19 protein-coding genes and 3 pseudogenes are annotated in these 16851 nt (G+C 37.9%); 19 read left to right on the top strand and 3 right to left on the bottom strand.

The window, feature by feature from the left end:
* The first annotated feature begins 2 nt into the window (after positions 1-2).
* The 16 genes and pseudogenes from HV560_RS05690 to HV560_RS10530 form a co-directional block, all read left to right on the top strand.
* The gene (locus tag HV560_RS05690; RefSeq protein WP_238348705.1) at positions 3-287 is read left to right on the top strand and encodes a MafI family immunity protein; all 285 of its coding nucleotides are present in this window, start codon (positions 3-5) and stop codon (positions 285-287) included.
* Between the two features lie 57 nt (positions 288-344).
* On the top strand, positions 345-2576 hold the full coding sequence (locus HV560_RS05685; protein ID WP_176812360.1) for a VENN motif pre-toxin domain-containing protein: 2232 nt from the start codon (positions 345-347) through the stop codon (positions 2574-2576).
* The gene (locus HV560_RS05680) at positions 2566-3168 is read left to right on the top strand and encodes a hypothetical protein (protein WP_176812359.1); all 603 of its coding nucleotides are present in this window, start codon (positions 2566-2568) and stop codon (positions 3166-3168) included. The genes HV560_RS05685 and HV560_RS05680 overlap by 11 nt, the downstream gene beginning before the upstream one ends.
* A gap of 184 nt (positions 3169-3352) precedes the next feature.
* A complete protein-coding gene (locus tag HV560_RS05675; RefSeq protein ID WP_176812358.1) occupies positions 3353-3697 on the top strand; it encodes a hypothetical protein in 345 nt (114 codons plus the stop codon).
* Positions 3698-3811: 114 nt separating this feature from the next.
* The gene (locus HV560_RS05670; RefSeq protein ID WP_176812841.1) at positions 3812-4300 is read left to right on the top strand and encodes a hemagglutinin repeat-containing protein; all 489 of its coding nucleotides are present in this window, start codon (positions 3812-3814) and stop codon (positions 4298-4300) included.
* Complete coding sequence (locus HV560_RS05665) at positions 4266-6353, top strand: RNase A-like domain-containing protein (protein ID WP_176812357.1); 2088 nt, start codon at positions 4266-4268, stop codon at positions 6351-6353. The genes HV560_RS05670 and HV560_RS05665 overlap by 35 nt, the downstream gene beginning before the upstream one ends.
* Positions 6354-6362: 9 nt before the next feature.
* Entirely contained in the window at positions 6363-6656 is a 294-nt protein-coding gene (locus tag HV560_RS05660; protein ID WP_176812356.1) for a contact-dependent growth inhibition system immunity protein, read from the top strand.
* A 135-nt stretch (positions 6657-6791) separates the two neighbouring features.
* Positions 6792-7922 carry an endonuclease toxin domain-containing protein gene (locus HV560_RS05655; protein WP_337790453.1) on the top strand — a complete coding sequence of 377 codons (1131 nt, stop codon included), beginning with the start codon at positions 6792-6794 and terminating at the stop codon, positions 7920-7922.
* Position 7923: 1 nt separating this feature from the next.
* Positions 7924-8433 (top strand): contact-dependent growth inhibition system immunity protein, encoded by a 510-nt coding sequence (locus tag HV560_RS05650; protein ID WP_176812354.1) that lies wholly within the window; start codon positions 7924-7926, stop codon positions 8431-8433.
* A gap of 43 nt (positions 8434-8476) precedes the next feature.
* Positions 8477-10870, top strand: coding sequence for a VENN motif pre-toxin domain-containing protein (locus tag HV560_RS05645; protein WP_176812353.1), 2394 nt, complete (start codon positions 8477-8479; stop codon positions 10868-10870).
* Positions 10867-11220, top strand: a complete 354-nt coding sequence (locus HV560_RS05640) for a hypothetical protein (RefSeq protein ID WP_176812352.1) — start codon at positions 10867-10869, stop codon at positions 11218-11220. Before HV560_RS05645 ends, HV560_RS05640 begins: the two co-directional genes overlap by 4 nt.
* A gap of 142 nt (positions 11221-11362) precedes the next feature.
* A complete protein-coding gene (locus HV560_RS10545; protein ID WP_202880332.1) occupies positions 11363-11710 on the top strand; it encodes an HNH endonuclease family protein in 348 nt (115 codons plus the stop codon).
* 9 nt (positions 11711-11719) lie between these two features.
* A pseudogene (locus HV560_RS10540) lies at positions 11720-11809 on the top strand (HNH endonuclease); the annotation flags it as partial.
* A 1-nt stretch (position 11810) separates the two neighbouring features.
* A complete protein-coding gene (locus HV560_RS05630) occupies positions 11811-12191 on the top strand; it encodes a hypothetical protein (protein WP_176812351.1) in 381 nt (126 codons plus the stop codon).
* A 144-nt stretch (positions 12192-12335) separates the two neighbouring features.
* Positions 12336-12446 (top strand): annotated as a pseudogene (locus tag HV560_RS10535) (ESPR domain-containing protein); the annotation flags it as partial.
* An 84-nt stretch (positions 12447-12530) separates the two neighbouring features.
* Positions 12531-12746: pseudogene (locus tag HV560_RS10530) on the top strand (hypothetical protein); the annotation flags it as partial.
* Between the two features lie 44 nt (positions 12747-12790).
* Here the strand turns inward: HV560_RS10530 and HV560_RS05620 are convergent.
* The 3 genes from HV560_RS05620 to HV560_RS05610 are packed head-to-tail and all read right to left on the bottom strand — an operon-like array spanning position 12791 to position 13888.
* The gene (locus HV560_RS05620) at positions 12791-13021 is read right to left on the bottom strand and encodes an integrase core domain-containing protein (RefSeq protein WP_176812349.1); all 231 of its coding nucleotides are present in this window, start codon (positions 13019-13021) and stop codon (positions 12791-12793) included.
* Positions 13011-13622: a DDE-type integrase/transposase/recombinase gene (locus tag HV560_RS05615; protein WP_238348704.1), complete on the bottom strand. Its 612-nt coding sequence runs from the start codon at positions 13620-13622 to the stop codon at positions 13011-13013. The genes HV560_RS05620 and HV560_RS05615 overlap by 11 nt, the downstream gene beginning before the upstream one ends.
* 8 nt (positions 13623-13630) lie before the next feature.
* Entirely contained in the window at positions 13631-13888 is a 258-nt protein-coding gene (locus HV560_RS05610) for a transposase (protein WP_238348703.1), read from the bottom strand.
* Positions 13889-14086: 198 nt separating this feature from the next.
* Between HV560_RS05610 and potA the strand changes: the two genes are divergently transcribed.
* From potA to potC, 3 genes are read left to right on the top strand one after another with little or no spacing between them, the layout of a single operon-like run.
* The gene (gene potA / locus HV560_RS05605; RefSeq protein ID WP_176812347.1) at positions 14087-15202 is read left to right on the top strand and encodes a spermidine/putrescine ABC transporter ATP-binding protein PotA; all 1116 of its coding nucleotides are present in this window, start codon (positions 14087-14089) and stop codon (positions 15200-15202) included.
* Positions 15189-16052: a spermidine/putrescine ABC transporter permease PotB gene (gene potB / locus HV560_RS05600; RefSeq protein ID WP_159629308.1), complete on the top strand. Its 864-nt coding sequence runs from the start codon at positions 15189-15191 to the stop codon at positions 16050-16052. The genes potA and potB overlap by 14 nt, the downstream gene beginning before the upstream one ends.
* Positions 16052-16819 (top strand): spermidine/putrescine ABC transporter permease PotC, encoded by a 768-nt coding sequence (potC, locus tag HV560_RS05595; protein ID WP_176808068.1) that lies wholly within the window; start codon positions 16052-16054, stop codon positions 16817-16819. Before potB ends, potC begins: the two co-directional genes overlap by 1 nt.
* The last annotated feature ends 32 nt before the right edge of the window (positions 16820-16851 follow it).

Genomic DNA, 16851 nt, shown 5'->3' with positions numbered 1-16851 from the left:
TAGTGAGAGTACAAAATAAAATGAAGAAGTTATTAAGATATCTTGATAGAGTTCTTCCTATAGAAGATATTAATAATGCTGATGATTTTATTAATTATCAAGAATATGGCATTGCACTAGAGTTAATATGTGTTCAGTTGTATGAATATGATAAAGCTATAGACCATCATACTAAAAATTTAATTTTAGAATTAATTTTAGATATGAATCTTAACGAAGAACTAGTAGATGGGATTAGATTAGGTGATACCCCCGATAGTGCTAGCGTCCACGCTAGTGCTATTTAATATAATTTACAAGCGGTGAATTATGTTAGGTATTTTGCAAATTTTAGAAACGTAAATATGAATAACATCCATCAAGTGATTTTCAACAAATCCACTCAACAATTCGTTGTGGTATCTGAACTCGCTAAATCAGCCAGAAAGCCAAAAGCGGTTTCTGCCGGTTCGGTAGATATTGTTTCCATTTTGCAAAACTTTTCTGAAAAACGACCGCTTGGCACAACAGACCGTCAAACCAACCGAAGCGACAGCCTAAAAATCAACACCAAAGAGACCACCACGCTTAAAGGGGCGGTCGCAAATGTTAAGCATTTATCACTTGATACGAAAAATCTGCATATTGAAAGCCTGCAAGACACGGAAAAATATGACAGCAAACAGACTCAAGCAGGCGTAAGTGGCTCGGTGGCAATTTATGGTAGTGGGTGGGGGCTATCTTCACAGGCAAGCCAAAACAAAGCCAAGGTCAACTATGCCCAAGTCAATCAACAATCTGGCTTTAACATTCAAGAAAGCGCCAACATTAATGTGCAAGAAAACACGCATATCAAAGGTGGAATGATTAATGCTCAAGGCGACAAAGCAAACCACCAAATGACAACTGGCACACTCACCACGGAAGAGATTGAAAACCGTAGTGATGTGAAAGTCAGCTCGGTCTCAGTGAGTATGAGTTCGGAGATGTCGAAAATAGCCACTTCTGCAATGGGGGCCGCATTAAGTGCATTGGGGAATATGCGTGAAAGCGAACGCAGCCAAACCAAGGCAGCGATAAGCAGTAATATCCATCTCAGTATTACCGATAGCGAAGCCCAAAAACAGAAAACAGGCAAAACCGCACAAGAGACACTCCAAAGCCTCAACCGAGACACCGCAAACGCCAATCAAGCGGTCGAAAAAGTGGATTTATCTGCAATTCAGGAGAAACAGGAAACGGTACAAGTTATTGGAGAGCTCTCTCAATCTTGGACAAACCGCTTGGTGCAACCGCATTTAGAAGAAGCGAATAAAAAATGGCAAGAGGCAGAAAAGATTGAAAAATCCGACCCACTGAAATCGGCCCAACTGAAAGCAGAAGCCCAAGCGATTGAGGCGGAATACGGCTTAGGCAGCAATCTACAAATGGGCATTCGTGCAGCGACAGCAGCACTGCAACGCTTAGCAACAGGCAATGCCAACCAAGCGGCAGTTGGGTTACTTTCACCTTATGCGAATAAGTTGATTAAAGAACAAACCACCAACGCAGACGGCTCAATCAACAAAGAAGCTAACCTAATGGCACACGCTGTTTTAGGAGCATTGGAAGCCCATATCACGGGCAACAATGCCGCAGCAGGTGCAATAGGTGCATTTACGGCGGAAGCAGCTGCACCTTACTTAATGCAAGCCCTTTATAATACGGACAACGCTGAAAATCTGACGGACGGCCAAAAACAAAACATCGCAAACCTAAGTCAGATTTCGGCTGGGTTGGCAGGTGGCTTGGTTGGCGACAGTACAGGTAGTTTTGTCGCGGGAGCAGAGATTGGGAAACGGGCGGTGGAGAATAATGGTCTATTGGATTCTCAAGTATCGGATCTATTTAGAAAATTAGAAAACGCCGAAAAAGAAGGGAAATCTCTAGAAGAGATTTTTACTGAATATAAACAACTCAGTGATAATCAGTTTAAAGATATTCAAGAAAATTGCGACTCCGTAGTATGTCGATATGGCGTTGAGAAACTTAATGAGGAAGCAAACAAAAAAGCATTAGAGTTAGTAGGATTCTTTAACTCTCGTTTATCTACACTATCAGGCACTACTCAGGAAAGATTTATTGAATTTGTCATTGAAGAAAATGCTAAAGAGATAGATTTTATCAATGGGGCAAGAACACCGATGGAAAAAGCGATTGTTTCATTGGTAGATACTTTTGTTGAAGGGCGGGAAAATCAGGGAGTTAAAGTTTCTCCTAAGATTGCTTCTTTTGCTAAAAAGAATAAATATACTTTAGATGAAAAACCTAAAAATTTATCTCCAGAAGGGGCAAAAAGGCAAGGGGCCTTTAATGAGGCTAAACGTCAATCAGGAATACCAACAAGCCAGCAGCCTAGTAAAGTTTATCCTAATATAGACAGGAGAGGCACTCAGCAGCCTGGTAAAGTGTATGAATTTGAACTCCCTAAAGAAGGAGGCGGAGTCCGAAAAGTTATAATTAGAGATGATACTAAAGGTCATTTTTTTGGCGACAGTGATCCTCAAAATAGAGGTCCTCACTTTAATGATCCCAAGGGAGGACACTATGATTACTAAAAAATTGATTATTCGAAAGGCTAGTGATATTTCATCTAATAATGAGATAGCCGATTTCAGTTCTATATACTTTTCTCCTTCTAATGGAGTGTCTGCCATTAGTGTTGAAAATGATGAATATACGAAATTATCAGAAGATAGATATGAATTATTATCTTATTTGTGTCATAAAATAAATAATCAGGCAATCTCTATAAGGGTTATGATGTATTTATGTGATCAGCCCAATACTAGAGTTATCAAATATAAAGGAGGGTGGGGGCTATTAAAGCATCATATTGATATCAATAAAATAAATGATAAAAAAGAAATTATGTTTGAAAAAAAAGAAAAGCTGGATTTTTTTTTAGAAGGAAGAATTAGCATTCAGGACTATTATATTATAAAAAAAATACTAGATACCATAGACGTTGTTTATTTTTCTATAGGAGGGGGAGATAATTACAAGATAGAAACATATGATGATTGGATTAATTATATATTGGATAGTGGGGGAGTGGTTTTATTTTTTTTAGGATTAGGAATTGAACCCGCTTGTGAACTAGTGATTATGAAAAAATCAGAAGATATTTTGCAAATTTTAGAGGATTAAAGGGAATGGTAACATGCTACTTTCAGCTAAAAATTTTTGCCCCCCAGATGGCGCTCGTCTCTGACGAGTGTCAATGCTTATCTGCTTCAAGTGGTTAATTACATTGAGTATTTTGCAAATTTCAGTGATAAATCAACCGCTTGTTTGGTACGAGCGAGGACGCTCGCACCATCGGGGATAAAAAATGATAAAGTTATTTTTTATTGTGTTTTTTCGTTGTTATATAATTTTCTTACTATTTATGTTTTTTGGGGTTTTTCTTATAAGAAATATTCTAAATGTTATATATGCAGGCGAATTAATTATATTTAAAAAACTTTCAATTATTGAAGTGGCATTAATAACTTTGCCTACACTTTTTGGAAGTATTGTCTTAGCTATATCAGCAGTGGTAAGTTATAGGAATAGTTTATCAAGAGGAAAAATAATAGAGTGTTATGAGAACACACCCAAAAACAGAAAGTCATCTTTAAAAGAATGGTTAGTCATTATAGTAGGGCTAACATTATATTATGTTTATCATAAATAATGGGACTGTAGTAGATTAGCCCTCGATAGTACTAGCGTTCACGCTAGTGATATTTAATATAAGTTACAAGCGGTTAATTATGCTAAATATTTTGCAAATTTTAGAAACGTAAATATGAATAACATCCATCAAGTTATTTTTAGCAAATCCACACAACAGTTTGTTGTGGTATCTGAACTTGCCAAATCAGCCGGAAAGCCCAAAGCTGTTTCAGCCAGTTCAGAGGATATTATTTCTATTTTGCAAAATTTTTCTGAAAAACGACCGCTTGGTACAACAGATACCCAAACCAACCGAAGCGATAACAAAAGTAACCGTTGGAATGTTGGGGTGTTTGTGGGTAAATCACAAGGCGCCACTGGCTTTGGTGTGGAAGGTGCGGTGAATGTGGGCACAGGGCATTCCAACAGTGATTCCACCGTTCAAAACTTGACGGAGATTAACAGCGACAGCCTAAAAATCAAAGCTAAAGAGACGACTACGCTTAAAGGGGCGGTCGCAAATGTTAAGCATTTATCACTTGATACGAAAAATTTGCATATTGAAAGCCTGCAAGACACAGAAAAATATGACAGCAAACAGACCCAAAGGGGGTGTGAGTAGCTCGGTGGCCATTTATGGCAGTGGATGGGGGCTATCTTCACAGGCAAGCCAAAACAAAGCCAAGGTCAAGTATGCCCAAGTCAATCAACAATCTGGCTTTAACATTCAAGAAAACGCCAACATTAATGTGCAAGAAAACACGCATATCAAAGGTGGAATGATTAATGCTCAAGGCGACAAAGCAAACCACCAAATGACAACTGGCACACTCACCACGGAAGAGATTGAAAACCGTAGTGATGTGAAAGTCAGCTCGGTCTCAGTGAGTATGAGTTCGGATATGTCGAAAATAGCCACGTCTGCAATCGGGGCTACATTAAGTGCATTGGGGAATATGCGTGAAAGCGAACGCAGTCAAACGAAGGCAGCGATAAGCAGTAATATCCATCTCAGTATTACCGATAGCAACAAACAGAAGGCACTCACAGGCAAAACCGCAGAAGAAACAATAGCAAACCTCAACCGAGACACCGAAAACGCCAATCAAGCGGTCAAAAAAGCGGATTTAGTTGCAATTCAGGAGAAACAGGAAACGGTACAAGTTATCGGTGAACTTTCTCAATCTTGGACAAACCGCTTGGTGCAACCGCATTTAGAAGAAGCGAATAAAAAACGGCAAGAAGCGGAGCAACTCGAAAAATCCGACCCGCTGAAATCGGCTCAACTGAAAACTGAGGCAAAAGCGATTGAGGCGGAATACGGCTTAGGCAGCAATCTACAAATGGGCATTCGTGCAGCAACCGCAGCATTGCAAGGCTTGGCAACAGGCAATACAAATCAAGTCGCTGTCGGACTACTCTCCCCTTATGCGAATAAGTTGATTAAAGAACAAACCACCAACGCAGACGGCTCAATCAACAAAGAAGCTAACCTAATGGCACACGCTGTTTTAGGAGCATTGGAAGCCCATATCACGGGCAACAATGCCGCAGCCGGTGCGTTGGGGGCGTTTACGGCGGAGGCTGCAGCTCCTTACTTGATGCAAGCTCTTTACAATACGGACAACGCTGAAAATCTGACGGATAGCCAAAAACAAAACATTGCAAATCTAAGCCAAATTGCGGCGGGGTTGGCTGGTGGGGTAACAGGAGACAGCACGGCAAGTTTTATCTCAGGGGCGGAGATTGGGAAACGGGCGGTGGAGAATAATTCTCTTGTAGTTGATAGGTTGAGAGAAAATAAAAGAGCAGATGCTGAACAGTGGAAGATAAAAGTCAGAGAGAAACTTGGCAATAATACTGCATCACAGTTTATTAATGGTGTAATTGATGTTGTTGAGGAAGGAACTGATTCTGCTTTATTCGTTGGTGATACAGTATTTGATACATTTGCTCTGTTAGCTACTTGTGCTGTCGGAGATAGTTATTGTAATCAAGCAAAGACTGATTTAGCAGGTAAGAACCAGGCTGTATCAAATACATTAAATGCTTTAATGACGGGAGAATATTGGGAAAGTGTAAAAGTAGTTGCTAAACAAGCTTATGCAGGAGATCAACAAGCGTTGGAGAATTTCTCTGGTATTTTGACAGGATTATTATTACCAACGAAAGTTGTATCAAATAATTCTAAGCTAAGTGATTTTTCTAGGAAAATTCCAAGCGACGTTAATTCTAATAATAAGGCACCAATTATTGGAAAAATGTCAGATTATGAATTAACTGATTTTAAGTCAAATGTGGGTAGAACCCTAATTTATCATGAAAACATTGGTGGTCATACAATTAGTAGGCATGTTGGTAAACAAGATATTGAATTGGCAAATAGATTAAATTTGGAGCCTAATTTACGAATGTCTTCTTCATTTACCGATATTCAGACTGCTGAAAAAGCTATATCGACTATTGTTCATAATAATTCTAATTTACTATCTGAATTTATGGTCAGTAGTCAAAGTAGGTTAGCTTTGGCAGGAGATGTTGGCTTCTCTATAGGGCGAATAATGGATAGAGGAAGTTCGTCTTCAACAATATCTAGCAAGGCAACAGTTATCATTGTTAAAGACTCTCTTGAGCCTAAAGGATGGAGAATTCTTACTGCATTTCCAGATAAATAGGAGAAACATATGCACCCTAAGTTAAGATATTTTTTTAGCACTTATTTTCATCAAGATTGGTTTCTTTTAGAGGGAGAAACATTAGAAGATGTCTTGAGTAATTTCAAAAAAAATGAAATGCACAAAATTTGTCAAGAGGTTATTTTAGAGCTAGATTTATTAATAAAGGAGGGATATGTGGATGAGCATTATATATATTCTCTTGGTTGTTTTATGATACCTAGTGCAGATGTTAATGGTAATGTAATTTCTTGGTTGAAAAGAATAAGGGAATATTTATCTGTAGAAAAAGATAAATCATGAAGTGCCTATTAAATAATTATGTCGCTAAATCGGTAAAAGAAGAGAAGATGGCTAATATAAATAAAAGATTTATTAGGCAGGAGCCCCGATAGCGCTAGGGTCCACGCTAGTGCTATTTAATATAAGTTACAATCGGTGAATTATGTTAAGTATTTTGCAAATTTTAGCGGTAAATCTACCGCTTGTTGTCAGTGTTTAGCTCAAGGCGGTGATTGCTCGGCATTACAAGCAAGAATTAACGAATTAGGAGTGTTAGATCGAGAAAGAAATCACAAATTGGACGAGGCTTGTCGCAACAAAATGACAACCGAATGTGCCAAACAGCTTGTTACGCTTTCTGCCGCTCATCCCAGTTTCAAAAACTATACTTCTCAAAAAAATTATAATCATTTGGTTAATGCTGAATTCCAAGAAGCTTCCAGACTTCATGGTGAAATGCAAAGCCAAAGAATGGAAAATATTGCAAAACAGGCTTTAATGGAAATTTCCGTAAAAGAACCTGTTGAGAACGCTGCTATTTTAACACAAATTACGATAGAAGCTTTAAAAGGAGATGAAACGGCAAAAGAGCAATTAAGAGAAATTGGCAACGAAATTAAAAAATCGGTGCTATCACCGATTGATACTCTATCTGAAAATACCCGAGCAGAATTAAATGAAGCAGATAAATTAGAAACCGCAGGCTATCGAGATGAAGCCGATTTAATTCGAATGAAAGTTTATTTGTCAAATGAATTGACAGCAATTAGTGCTCTTTCAGGTATTGCTGGATTAGCTCATTCAGGTATAAGAAATGTTGGTAAATTAGCGATTAAGGAGGGGGTATTATCCAATAAAGAAGTTAATATCAAATGGGGTAAAGGTATTCAAAAACAAGGAAAGGCTTGGGAAGAGTATTTACAAACTACTTCACTTCCTGAAGGTACGTTGAATTTGAATGAAATTAAACCAAGTTTTAAAACATTTGACCATTTACTGCCTGATGGTACAGCAATTAGTGCGAAGACAATGGATACTGTAGGTTCTAAAACTTACCAAGATCCAAAACGCATTACTTATCAATTGAATAAGTATGTTGATGAAATGGTTAATTTTAGGGGGGATGGTAAAGGTGATTTTAAAATTACATCAACAGATATTAATAACAGAGAAATGTATCTAGCGATACCTCATTCAACCACTAAAAAACAAATGGAAGCAATTAAAAAATCTGTTGATTACGCGAGGTCTCAGGGTGTTAAAATTATAGTTAAAGAGGTTAAATAAAATGAATAGCAGGAAAAGCGTACTAATTAGGAAAAACAAGGACTTTATTTTTGTTAGCCATTATTTGATTGGGCGTATAAGCATTTCAGACCCTACTCAAGATTTTAATTTTCTCCCTTGTGATATAGAGGATTTAGAATTAGGTAATTATATCTCCAGAAAATTAAAAAATAGTCGAATTATAAATACAGAAGAATTTAATAAACTTTTTTATTCTAATGAGATAAAAGATTTCACTGAAAGGCTAGAGATGAAGTTGAAAAAAAAATTTAACTATAGGAATAAAAAATTAATATATAAGGATATGGATTTTGTCTCTATAGATATAGAAGGATGTAAATTAACTATAACCCCTCATCATCAAGATAGTTTAGGAGGGTTTACTTCGGTAAATAGACAAGATGGAAAAGCTATCGAGTTTGAATACCCAGCCAATTTATCTGATGAAGAGTTAGGGGCGGCTGTAATGGAAGCGCTTAAATATTGCACAAGTATTTATAAGAGAAAATAAATTTTATTTTTGAAATTACCTTTCAAATAAAATGTATAAAAATATGAATAACATCCATCAAGTGATTTTCAACAAATCCACTCAACAATTCGTTGTGGTATCTGAACTCGCTAAATCAGCCAGAAAGCCAAAAGCGGTTTCGGCTGATTCGGTGAATATTGTTTCCATTTTGCAAAATTTTTCTGAAAAAAGACCGCTTGGCACAACAAACAGCCAAACCAACCGAAGTGACAATAAAAGCAGTAGTTGGAGCGTTGGTGTGTTTGTGGGTAAATCACAAGGCGCCACTGGCTTTGGTGTGGAGGGTGCAGTGAATGTCGGCAAAGGGCATTCCAACAGTGATTCCACCGTTCAAAACTTGACGGAGATTAACAGTGACAGCCTAAAAATCAACACCAAAGAGACCACCACACTTAAAGGGGCGGTCGCGAATGTTAAGCATTTATCACTTGATACGAAAAATCTGCATATTGAAAGTGTGCAAGACACAGAAAAATATGACAGCAAACAGACCCAAGCAGGCGTAAGTGGCTCGGTGGCGATTTATGGTAGTGGGTGGGGGTTATCTTCACAGGCAAGCCAAAACAAAGCCAAGGTCAACTATGCCCAAGTCAATCAACAATCTGGCTTTAACATTCAAGAAAACGCCAACATTAATGTGCAAGAAAACACGCATATCAAAGGTGGAATGATTAATGCTCAAGGCGACAAAGCAAACCACCAAATGACAACTGGCACACTCACCACGGAAGAGATTGAGAACCGCAGTGATGTGAAAGTCAGCTCGGTCTCAGTGAGTATGAGTTCGGAGATGTCGAAAATAGCCACGTCTGCAATCGGGGCTGCATTAAGTGCGTTGGGGAATATGCGTGAAAGCGAACGCAGCCAAACCAAGGCAGCGATAAGCGATAACATCAATCTCACGATTACCGACAGCGAAGCCCAAAAACAGAAAACAGGCAAAACCGCAGAAGAGACACTCCAAAGCCTAAACCGAGACACCGAAAACGCCAATCAAGCGGTCAAAAAAGCGGATTTAGTTGCAATTCAGGAGAAACAGGAAACGGTACAAGTTATTGGAGAGCTCTCTCAATCTTGGACAAACCGCTTGGTGCAACCGCATTTAGAAGAAGCGAATAAAAAACGGCAAGAGGCAGAAAAGATTGAAAAATCCGACCCACTGAAATCGGCCCAACTTAAAGCAGAAGCCCAAGCGATTGAGGCGGAATACGGCTTAGGCAGCAATCTACAAATGGGCATTCGTGCAGCGACAGCAGCACTGCAAGGCTTAGCAACAGGCAATGCGAACCACGCGGCAGTTGGGTTACTTTCACCTTATGCGAATAAGCTGATAAAAGAGCAAACAGGTGATAACACCGAAGCCAATTTAATAGCCCACACCGTATTAGGTGCAGTGGAAGCCCATATCACGGGCAACAATGCAACAGCTGGTGCGTTGGGTGCATTTACGGCGGAGGCAGCTGCCCCTTACTTAATGCAAGCGCTCTACAATACGGACAAAGCTGAAAATCTCACGGAGAGCCAAAAACAAAACATTGCTAATCTAAGCCAAATTGCGGCTGGGTTGGCAGGTGGGGTAACAGGAGACAGCACGGCAGACTTTATCTCAGGGGCGGAGATTGGGAAACGGGCAGTGGAGAATAACTATTTATCTCATCGTGATGTTTATGCTTATCAACGCGCACTCAAAAAAGCGATTGAGAAAGGTGAAAGCGTTGAAGAGGTGCATAAGTATTTTAAAGAGTTAAGCGAAAAACAACGTGCGGAATTATTGGCTGATTGTGAGATAGATTGTCGAGTTACCGTGCCACAAACCTTATTAGGTGCAGTAAGTCTTGCCGATGATTTATCAGGCGCATTGAATAGCTGGGTTCAAGGTTTGCCGTTTGAAGAACAAGGCAAATTCTATCAATTGGTTGAAGCAGAAAATCTGAAAACTATTGAAGCGATAAAAGAAAAACAGACTGGGATAGAGAAAGGTATTGAATTGGCGATGGATACTTCTCGATTGTTTACCAAAGAGAATAATCTTAGTAACTCTAATATCCACAGTAATTTTGCGAAGAAAAATACTAAGCCAGATAGAAAGGCTGTTGATATAACGGAGAGAATTAGCGCTCATAAAACCAATAATTTCGTTTTTGATAAAGCTCCTTATCATTCAAAGGTTGGAAATTCTATCAAATCAGCTAATCCAACTTTTGGACAGGAGGTTTTAAATGAATCAATTCAGGTGAAAGCTACTTCAACTAGAAGAGTTGGAGTTGATAAATTAACGGGAGAATATGTAGTTTTTGATCAAACAGAGAAAAATATTTATCACGGTCATGTAAGAAATTGGAATGAATTAACAACAGAGATGAAGAATGCATTGAAAGAAGCAGGTTTAGTTAATGATAAAGGAAAAATAAAATGAGTAAATTAATATATAAAAATTTAGATAAGATTAGTTTTAAAGATGGAATGGTAATATTAACTTCTCCTGAAGTTGAGAATTATATAAAGCATAAAGTAATCTTGTCGTTAGGTATGTACACCGATGAACCTTCTAAAACAAAAGATATATTGTTTTCTTTTTTATCATCTGGAGATGTTGAACTTGAACGCATCTCTCTGTTATCTATATCTCATATGGCTAGAGTTTTTCGTAATATTGATAAAGGAGAACTAATTGAAAAAATCAAAAATATGAAACATAAAGATATTCTTAATGGAACTATAGAAGACGTTTTAGATGATATTTCTATTTTTAATCCTGAAAAATAGAAATTTTGCTATATAAACAGTTTTTGCTACGATTCTTTTCCTGATGGCACTCGTCTCCTGACGGAGTGTTAATTCTTATTGGTTACAAGCAGTTAATATGTTGAGAATTTTGTGAGTTTTAGCTGTAAGTCCACCGCTTGTTTTGGCGAAGACAAGGGAAAAATTAGAGAAGGAATTCGGTAAGGAAAATGTAAAATCTACAACAATTGCTCCAACTGGAACAAGAAATTTAGATTTAGCAAATAAGAGACACCCTAAGACAGGTGTGCCATTTGATAGTAAAGGTTATCCGATTTTTGATGATATAGCTAAATACGATACAAGATTGGAAATTAAATCTTTTAGAGAAGCAAGCTATGTAGAGCAGATGAGAATAGCAACTAAACAATTATACAAGGATTTAGGAGAACAAGGACTGGAAAAGCATTTTAATAAAGAACAGATTAATGCTATTAAAAGTGGTAATAGCAAAATTCCTGGATTTACATAGCATCATCATCAAGATACGGGGCGAATGCAGTTAGTTCCTGAATGGCAACATTCTAAAACAGGCCATATCGGCGGAGATTATATTCAGAAAGGAAAATAATATGTGGAGTATTTATAAAGATGATCACTCAGATCTCAATTTTGCTATTGGATGTTTATTTTGTGATGCGATAAATATAGATGAATTTAAATATTGGATAGAGCTAGTTATATCTAGCTCAAAATTAGAAGATATACCAGCGTATATATATGACATGCTTGATTTTGATGGAGATTTGTATCATATATCAAAGGTCATTGGTTTTGATATTATTAATGATTTATCTAAATCGGAAGAATATAGTATATATGGGATTGCATATTTAAGAAACAATCCTATTTATGAATGCCCAATTGGCAAAGATAGGGCTGTTATTTTACTAAATTCAAATAGATATATTTTAGAAAGATTTGAAAGGTTTTTTCCATTTATAAAAATATAATCTATTTCTGTATTTCTGTATTTCTGTATTTCTGGAATTATTAACAATACCCCAGCTAGCACTAGCTTCCACTCTAGTGCCATCTAACACAAATTACAAGCGGTTAATTATATTAGGTATTTTACAAATTTTAGAAACGTAGGTATGAACAACATCCATCAAGTTATTTTCAACAAATCCACTCAACAATTTGTTGTAGTTTCGGAACTAGCTAAATCAGCTGGAAAGCCAAAAGCGGTTTCTGCCGGTTCGGTAGATATTGTTTCCATTTTGCAAAATTTTTCTGAAAAAAGACCGCTTGTTGATTTTTCACTTTCAACAATCGATCAAAAATACCGCCACTTAATTGATGCAGGCGTTACTTTCGCCCAAAAATTCAACTTACGCCCAGGCATTACCCTTTCGCCAAGCCAAGTTGCAAAACTCACCACCGATATTGTCTGGTTTGAAAATCAGTCTGTTCGACTACCAAACGGTAAGGTTGAAACAGTGCTTGTACCGAAAGTGTATGCTATGGCGAAAAAAGGCGATATTACTGGTAATGCTACTCTACTTGTAATAGTTCAATTCCTTGCAACATTCCAAAGACACAACCACATTTAAATCCTTAAACAATCCATTTCAAACTGCATTGGGGAGCGATTTCCTAATGCAGAATGCAGTCGTCTCGGATTGTAAAAATCTTCAATGTATTCCGCCACACAAAGCAATGCTTGCTCGCGTGTCTTAAATCGGTAGCGGTTGAGTTTCTCCACCTTTAAACTGCGGAAAAAACGCTCTGTTACCGCATTGTCCGTACATTTCCCCGCCCTACTTTGGCTATACACCATTTTCGCTTCTGTTAGCACATTCCGAAAGGCTTGGCTGGCTGTATTGGGAGCCGCGGTCTGAGTGGAAAATAACGTCCGCAGGGGGCTTGCGGCGGTGAATGGCAAGTCGCAAGGCTTGAACGCATAAGCGGCTATCTGGCGTATCCGATACCGCCCAGCCGACAATTAACCGTGAAAACCAATCAATGACAATCGCCAAGTAGAGCCAGTCCTCATCAGTGGGAATGTAGGTAATGTCGCCTGCCCAAATGGTGTCGGGCATCATTGCACACTGCCCATTTGCACTATTTTCCGCAAAATCGACCGCTTGTTTTCGCCAAACTTTAGCTTTCGGGCACTTGGCTTTTATCTCAAGCCCCCGCATTAAACGGCGAGCTTTAAACCGCCCGATTTTTATCCCTAAATCCGTCACCGCCTGTGATAAACGCCGTGAGCCATAGGTTTCACCGCTTGCCTCAAAGACAGATAGCAACGTTTCCTGCAAGCTCATCAACGTTTGATTAGGTGGCGATTTTTCCCAACGATGGCTGGTAGAACGGTTCAACGAAAAACAACGGGACAGTTGTGCGAGGGAAATGCCTTCTCGCCGTAAATCTACCACACAGGATTTCAAGACTTCTCGAGCAAGAAGGCGGACACCTTTTTTAGTAAGGCATTGTCGCTACGCAACGGCTCATTCTCCGCCCGTAAACGCTGAATTTCCCGCTGCTCGGCGAGAAATTGCTGCTTCCAACGATTCAAGGCAGATTGGCTGACTCGCATCATTTTGTACACTTGACTGACGCTATGTTTGCCGTCTAACACCATTTCAACACATTGCTTTTTATACTCAGGGGTAAAAAGTTTAACCATTTTGCTGTTCTCCATTTTGAGAGAATTTATCAAAAATAGTCTTTGGTTTGTTGCAGTGGGTTAGACCATTACAATCTGAGAAAAATCCAGAAAACACAAATTTTTCCTTTCAATCTTGCACCTTTAGCTATATTATAATCAATTGATTTTTTGGGGGCAGAATGCCTGATTTTTTAGTCCTTTTCTTTTTAATTTAAGGGAAAATAATAGTAGATGGAAAAATTAGAAAAAAAAGCTATCATTGAGCTTAAAAATGTAACAAAAAGCTACGGTAGTAAAACGATTCTTAAAAATTTAAATTTAACTATTAATGATGGTGAATTCTTAACAATTTTAGGTCCATCAGGTTGTGGAAAAACAACTGCGTTACGTTTAATTGCTGGATTTGAAGATTTAACAGAGGGTTCAATTATTCTTGATGGGCAAGATGTCTCTAACCTTCCAGCAGAACAACGTCCTGTGAATACAGTATTCCAAAGCTATGCTCTTTTCCCACATATGACTATTTTCGAAAACGTGGCGTTCGGCTTGCGTATGCAGAAAGTATCAAATTCAGAGATTGAGCCTCGTGTAATGGAAGCATTACGTATGGTTCGCTTAGATGATAGAGCACAACAAAAGCCAGCACAGCTTTCTGGTGGTCAGCAACAACGTATTGCCATTGCACGTGCAGTGGTTAATAAACCTAAAGTGTTGTTATTAGACGAATCACTTTCTGCATTAGACTATAAATTACGTAAAGAGATGCAAAATGAGTTAAAAGCATTGCAACGCCAATTAGGCATTACCTTTATTTTCGTTACCCATGATCAAGAAGAAGCATTAACAATGTCTGATCGTATTATCGTAATGAATGCGGGTAAGATAGCACAAGACGGCACACCTCGTGAAATTTATGAGGAACCAAGCAACTTATTCGTCGCTCGCTTCATCGGTGAAATTAACGTATTTGATGCAACAGTAATTGAACGAGTTGATGCAAAAAATGTAAAAGCAAATGTAGAAGGTAGAATTTGCAACATTAAAGTTGAAGATTTGGAAGTTCATCCGAACCAAAAATTAAAAGTATTATTACGCCCTGAAGATATCTTAATTGAAGAGTTAGATGAAAACGAAAGCTCTAAAGCGATTATCGGCCATATTATCGATCGTAACTATAAAGGTATGACGTTAGAGTCTAGCGTGAGGTTAGATCATAACGGTATGAATGTATTAGTCAGTGAGTTCTTCAATGAAGATGACCCCAATATTGACCACGAGGTTGGTCAAAAAGTGGCTCTAACTTGGTATGAAGGCTGGGAGGTTGTGTTAAACGATGAAGGCGAATAACAAATTCCAAAATGGTGCGGTCGCAACTATTTTCGGTTGGTTATTACTTTTCGTATTAGTACCGAACGTACTCGTTTTAATTATCAGTTTCTTAACAGAAAATCGTCAAAGCCAATACTTTGTTGATTTTGCGTTTAGTTTAGATGCGTATAAATCATTATTTAATGATACTTACGCAACCGTATTGTGGAACTCGCTTTATATGGCAGGTACTGCAACGTTTTTCTGTTTAATTATTGGTTATCCTTTTGCGTTGTTCATCGCAAAAATGCCTGCAAAATTGCGTCCGTTTTTACTTTTCTTAGTAGTGTTACCTTTCTGGACTAACTCACTCATTCGTATTTACGGTATTAAAATTTTCTTAGGTGTGAAAGGGGTTTTAAATGAAACCTTGCTAGCAATTGGGCTAATCAATGAACCTCTGCGTTTATTAAACTCAGAAATTGCCATTATTATTGGTTTAGTTTATATCCTATTACCATTTATGATTTTGCCACTTTATTCATCAATTGAGAAAATTGATCATCGCTTATTAGAAGCTGCAAAAGACTTAGGAGCAAATGCATTCCAACGTTTTGTTCGAATTACTATTCCACTTACAATGCCAGGAATTGTAGCTGGTTGCTTATTAGTCTTACTCCCGGCAATGGGAATGTTCTACGTAGCAGACTTATTAGGCGGTGGTAAAACTCCATTGGTAGGGAATATTATTAAGAGCTTGTTCTTAAATACTAATCAGTTTGCTTTAGGCTCTGCAGTCAGTATTGCCTTAACTCTTTTAATGGCATTAATGCTCTATGTTTACTACCGTGCGAATAAATTGTTAAATAAAAAGGTGGAGCTTGAATAATGAAAAAGATGTTTAAAAACCTTTTTATGTTAGCGGTGTTTGCGTATCTATATATTCCAATTATTATTTTAGTGCTAAATTCCTTTAATGCAGACCGCTTTGGTTTGAACTGGAAAGGCTTTACTTGGAATTGGTATGAGCGTTTATTCAACAACGACACCCTGGTACAAGCGACACTGAACTCATTAACGATTGCGTTCTTTGCCGCAACACTCTCTACAATTTTAGGTGCACTAACCTCAATTGCACTTTATCGTTACCGTTTCCGTGGTAAAAAATTAGTAGGCGGTATGTTGTTTGTGGTAATGATGTCGCCTGATATCGTAATGGCAGTAGCTATGCTTGTATTATTTATGATCTTAGGTATTAAACTAGGTTTTATTTCGCTCTTAATTGCTCATATTACGTTCTGTTTACCTTATGTCGTGATTGCAATTTCATCACGTTTAAGCGACTTTGATGGAAAAATGTTAGAAGCAGCGAAAGATTTAGGTGCAAGCGAAGTAACGATTTTACGCAAAATTATTTTACCACTGGCATTACCTTCAATTATTTCAGGCTGGTTACTGAGTTTTACGATTTCATTAGATGACGTTATCGTATCCTCATTTGTAACAAGCCCAAGTTACGAAGTCTTACCATTGAAGATTTTCTCATTGGTTAAAACAGGAGTAACCCCAGAGGTAAATGCATTAGCAACAATTATGATTATATTCTCATTAACGCTTGTATTATTAAGCCAGTTAGTAGTAAGAAAAAAAGCATAAACTCATTTGACTAAAATAAAAACCTGACTAGC

This window comes from Mannheimia pernigra, assembly GCF_013377995.1.
Classification (GTDB): Bacteria; Pseudomonadota; Gammaproteobacteria; order Enterobacterales; family Pasteurellaceae; genus Mannheimia; species Mannheimia pernigra.
This window is presented reverse-complemented; position numbering and strand designations above follow the sequence as displayed.

What these genes read in the sequence shown, in the direction of transcription:
- HV560_RS05685 (WP_176812360.1), top strand. Translation starts at nt 345, where the DNA reads ATGAATAACATCCATCAAGTGATTTTCAACAAATCCACTCAACAATTC.
- HV560_RS05680 (WP_176812359.1), top strand. Translation starts at nt 2,566, where the DNA reads ATGATTACTAAAAAATTGATTATTCGAAAGGCTAGTGATATTTCATCT.
- HV560_RS05675 (WP_176812358.1), top strand. Translation starts at nt 3,353, where the DNA reads ATGATAAAGTTATTTTTTATTGTGTTTTTTCGTTGTTATATAATTTTC.
- HV560_RS05670 (WP_176812841.1), top strand. Translation starts at nt 3,812, where the DNA reads ATGAATAACATCCATCAAGTTATTTTTAGCAAATCCACACAACAGTTT.
- HV560_RS05665 (WP_176812357.1), top strand. Translation starts at nt 4,266, where the DNA reads ATGACAGCAAACAGACCCAAAGGGGGTGTGAGTAGCTCGGTGGCCATT.
- HV560_RS05660 (WP_176812356.1), top strand. Translation starts at nt 6,363, where the DNA reads ATGCACCCTAAGTTAAGATATTTTTTTAGCACTTATTTTCATCAAGAT.
- HV560_RS05650 (WP_176812354.1), top strand. Translation starts at nt 7,924, where the DNA reads ATGAATAGCAGGAAAAGCGTACTAATTAGGAAAAACAAGGACTTTATT.
- HV560_RS05645 (WP_176812353.1), top strand. Translation starts at nt 8,477, where the DNA reads ATGAATAACATCCATCAAGTGATTTTCAACAAATCCACTCAACAATTC.
- HV560_RS05640 (WP_176812352.1), top strand. Translation starts at nt 10,867, where the DNA reads ATGAGTAAATTAATATATAAAAATTTAGATAAGATTAGTTTTAAAGAT.
- HV560_RS05630 (WP_176812351.1), top strand. Translation starts at nt 11,811, where the DNA reads ATGTGGAGTATTTATAAAGATGATCACTCAGATCTCAATTTTGCTATT.
- HV560_RS05620 (WP_176812349.1), bottom strand. Translation starts at nt 13,021, where the DNA reads ATGGTGTATAGCCAAAGTAGGGCGGGGAAATGTACGGACAATGCGGTA.
- HV560_RS05610 (WP_238348703.1), bottom strand. Translation starts at nt 13,888, where the DNA reads ATGGAGAACAGCAAAATGGTTAAACTTTTTACCCCTGAGTATAAAAAG.
- potA (WP_176812347.1), top strand. Translation starts at nt 14,087, where the DNA reads ATGGAAAAATTAGAAAAAAAAGCTATCATTGAGCTTAAAAATGTAACA.
- potB (WP_159629308.1), top strand. Translation starts at nt 15,189, where the DNA reads ATGAAGGCGAATAACAAATTCCAAAATGGTGCGGTCGCAACTATTTTC.
- potC (WP_176808068.1), top strand. Translation starts at nt 16,052, where the DNA reads ATGAAAAAGATGTTTAAAAACCTTTTTATGTTAGCGGTGTTTGCGTAT.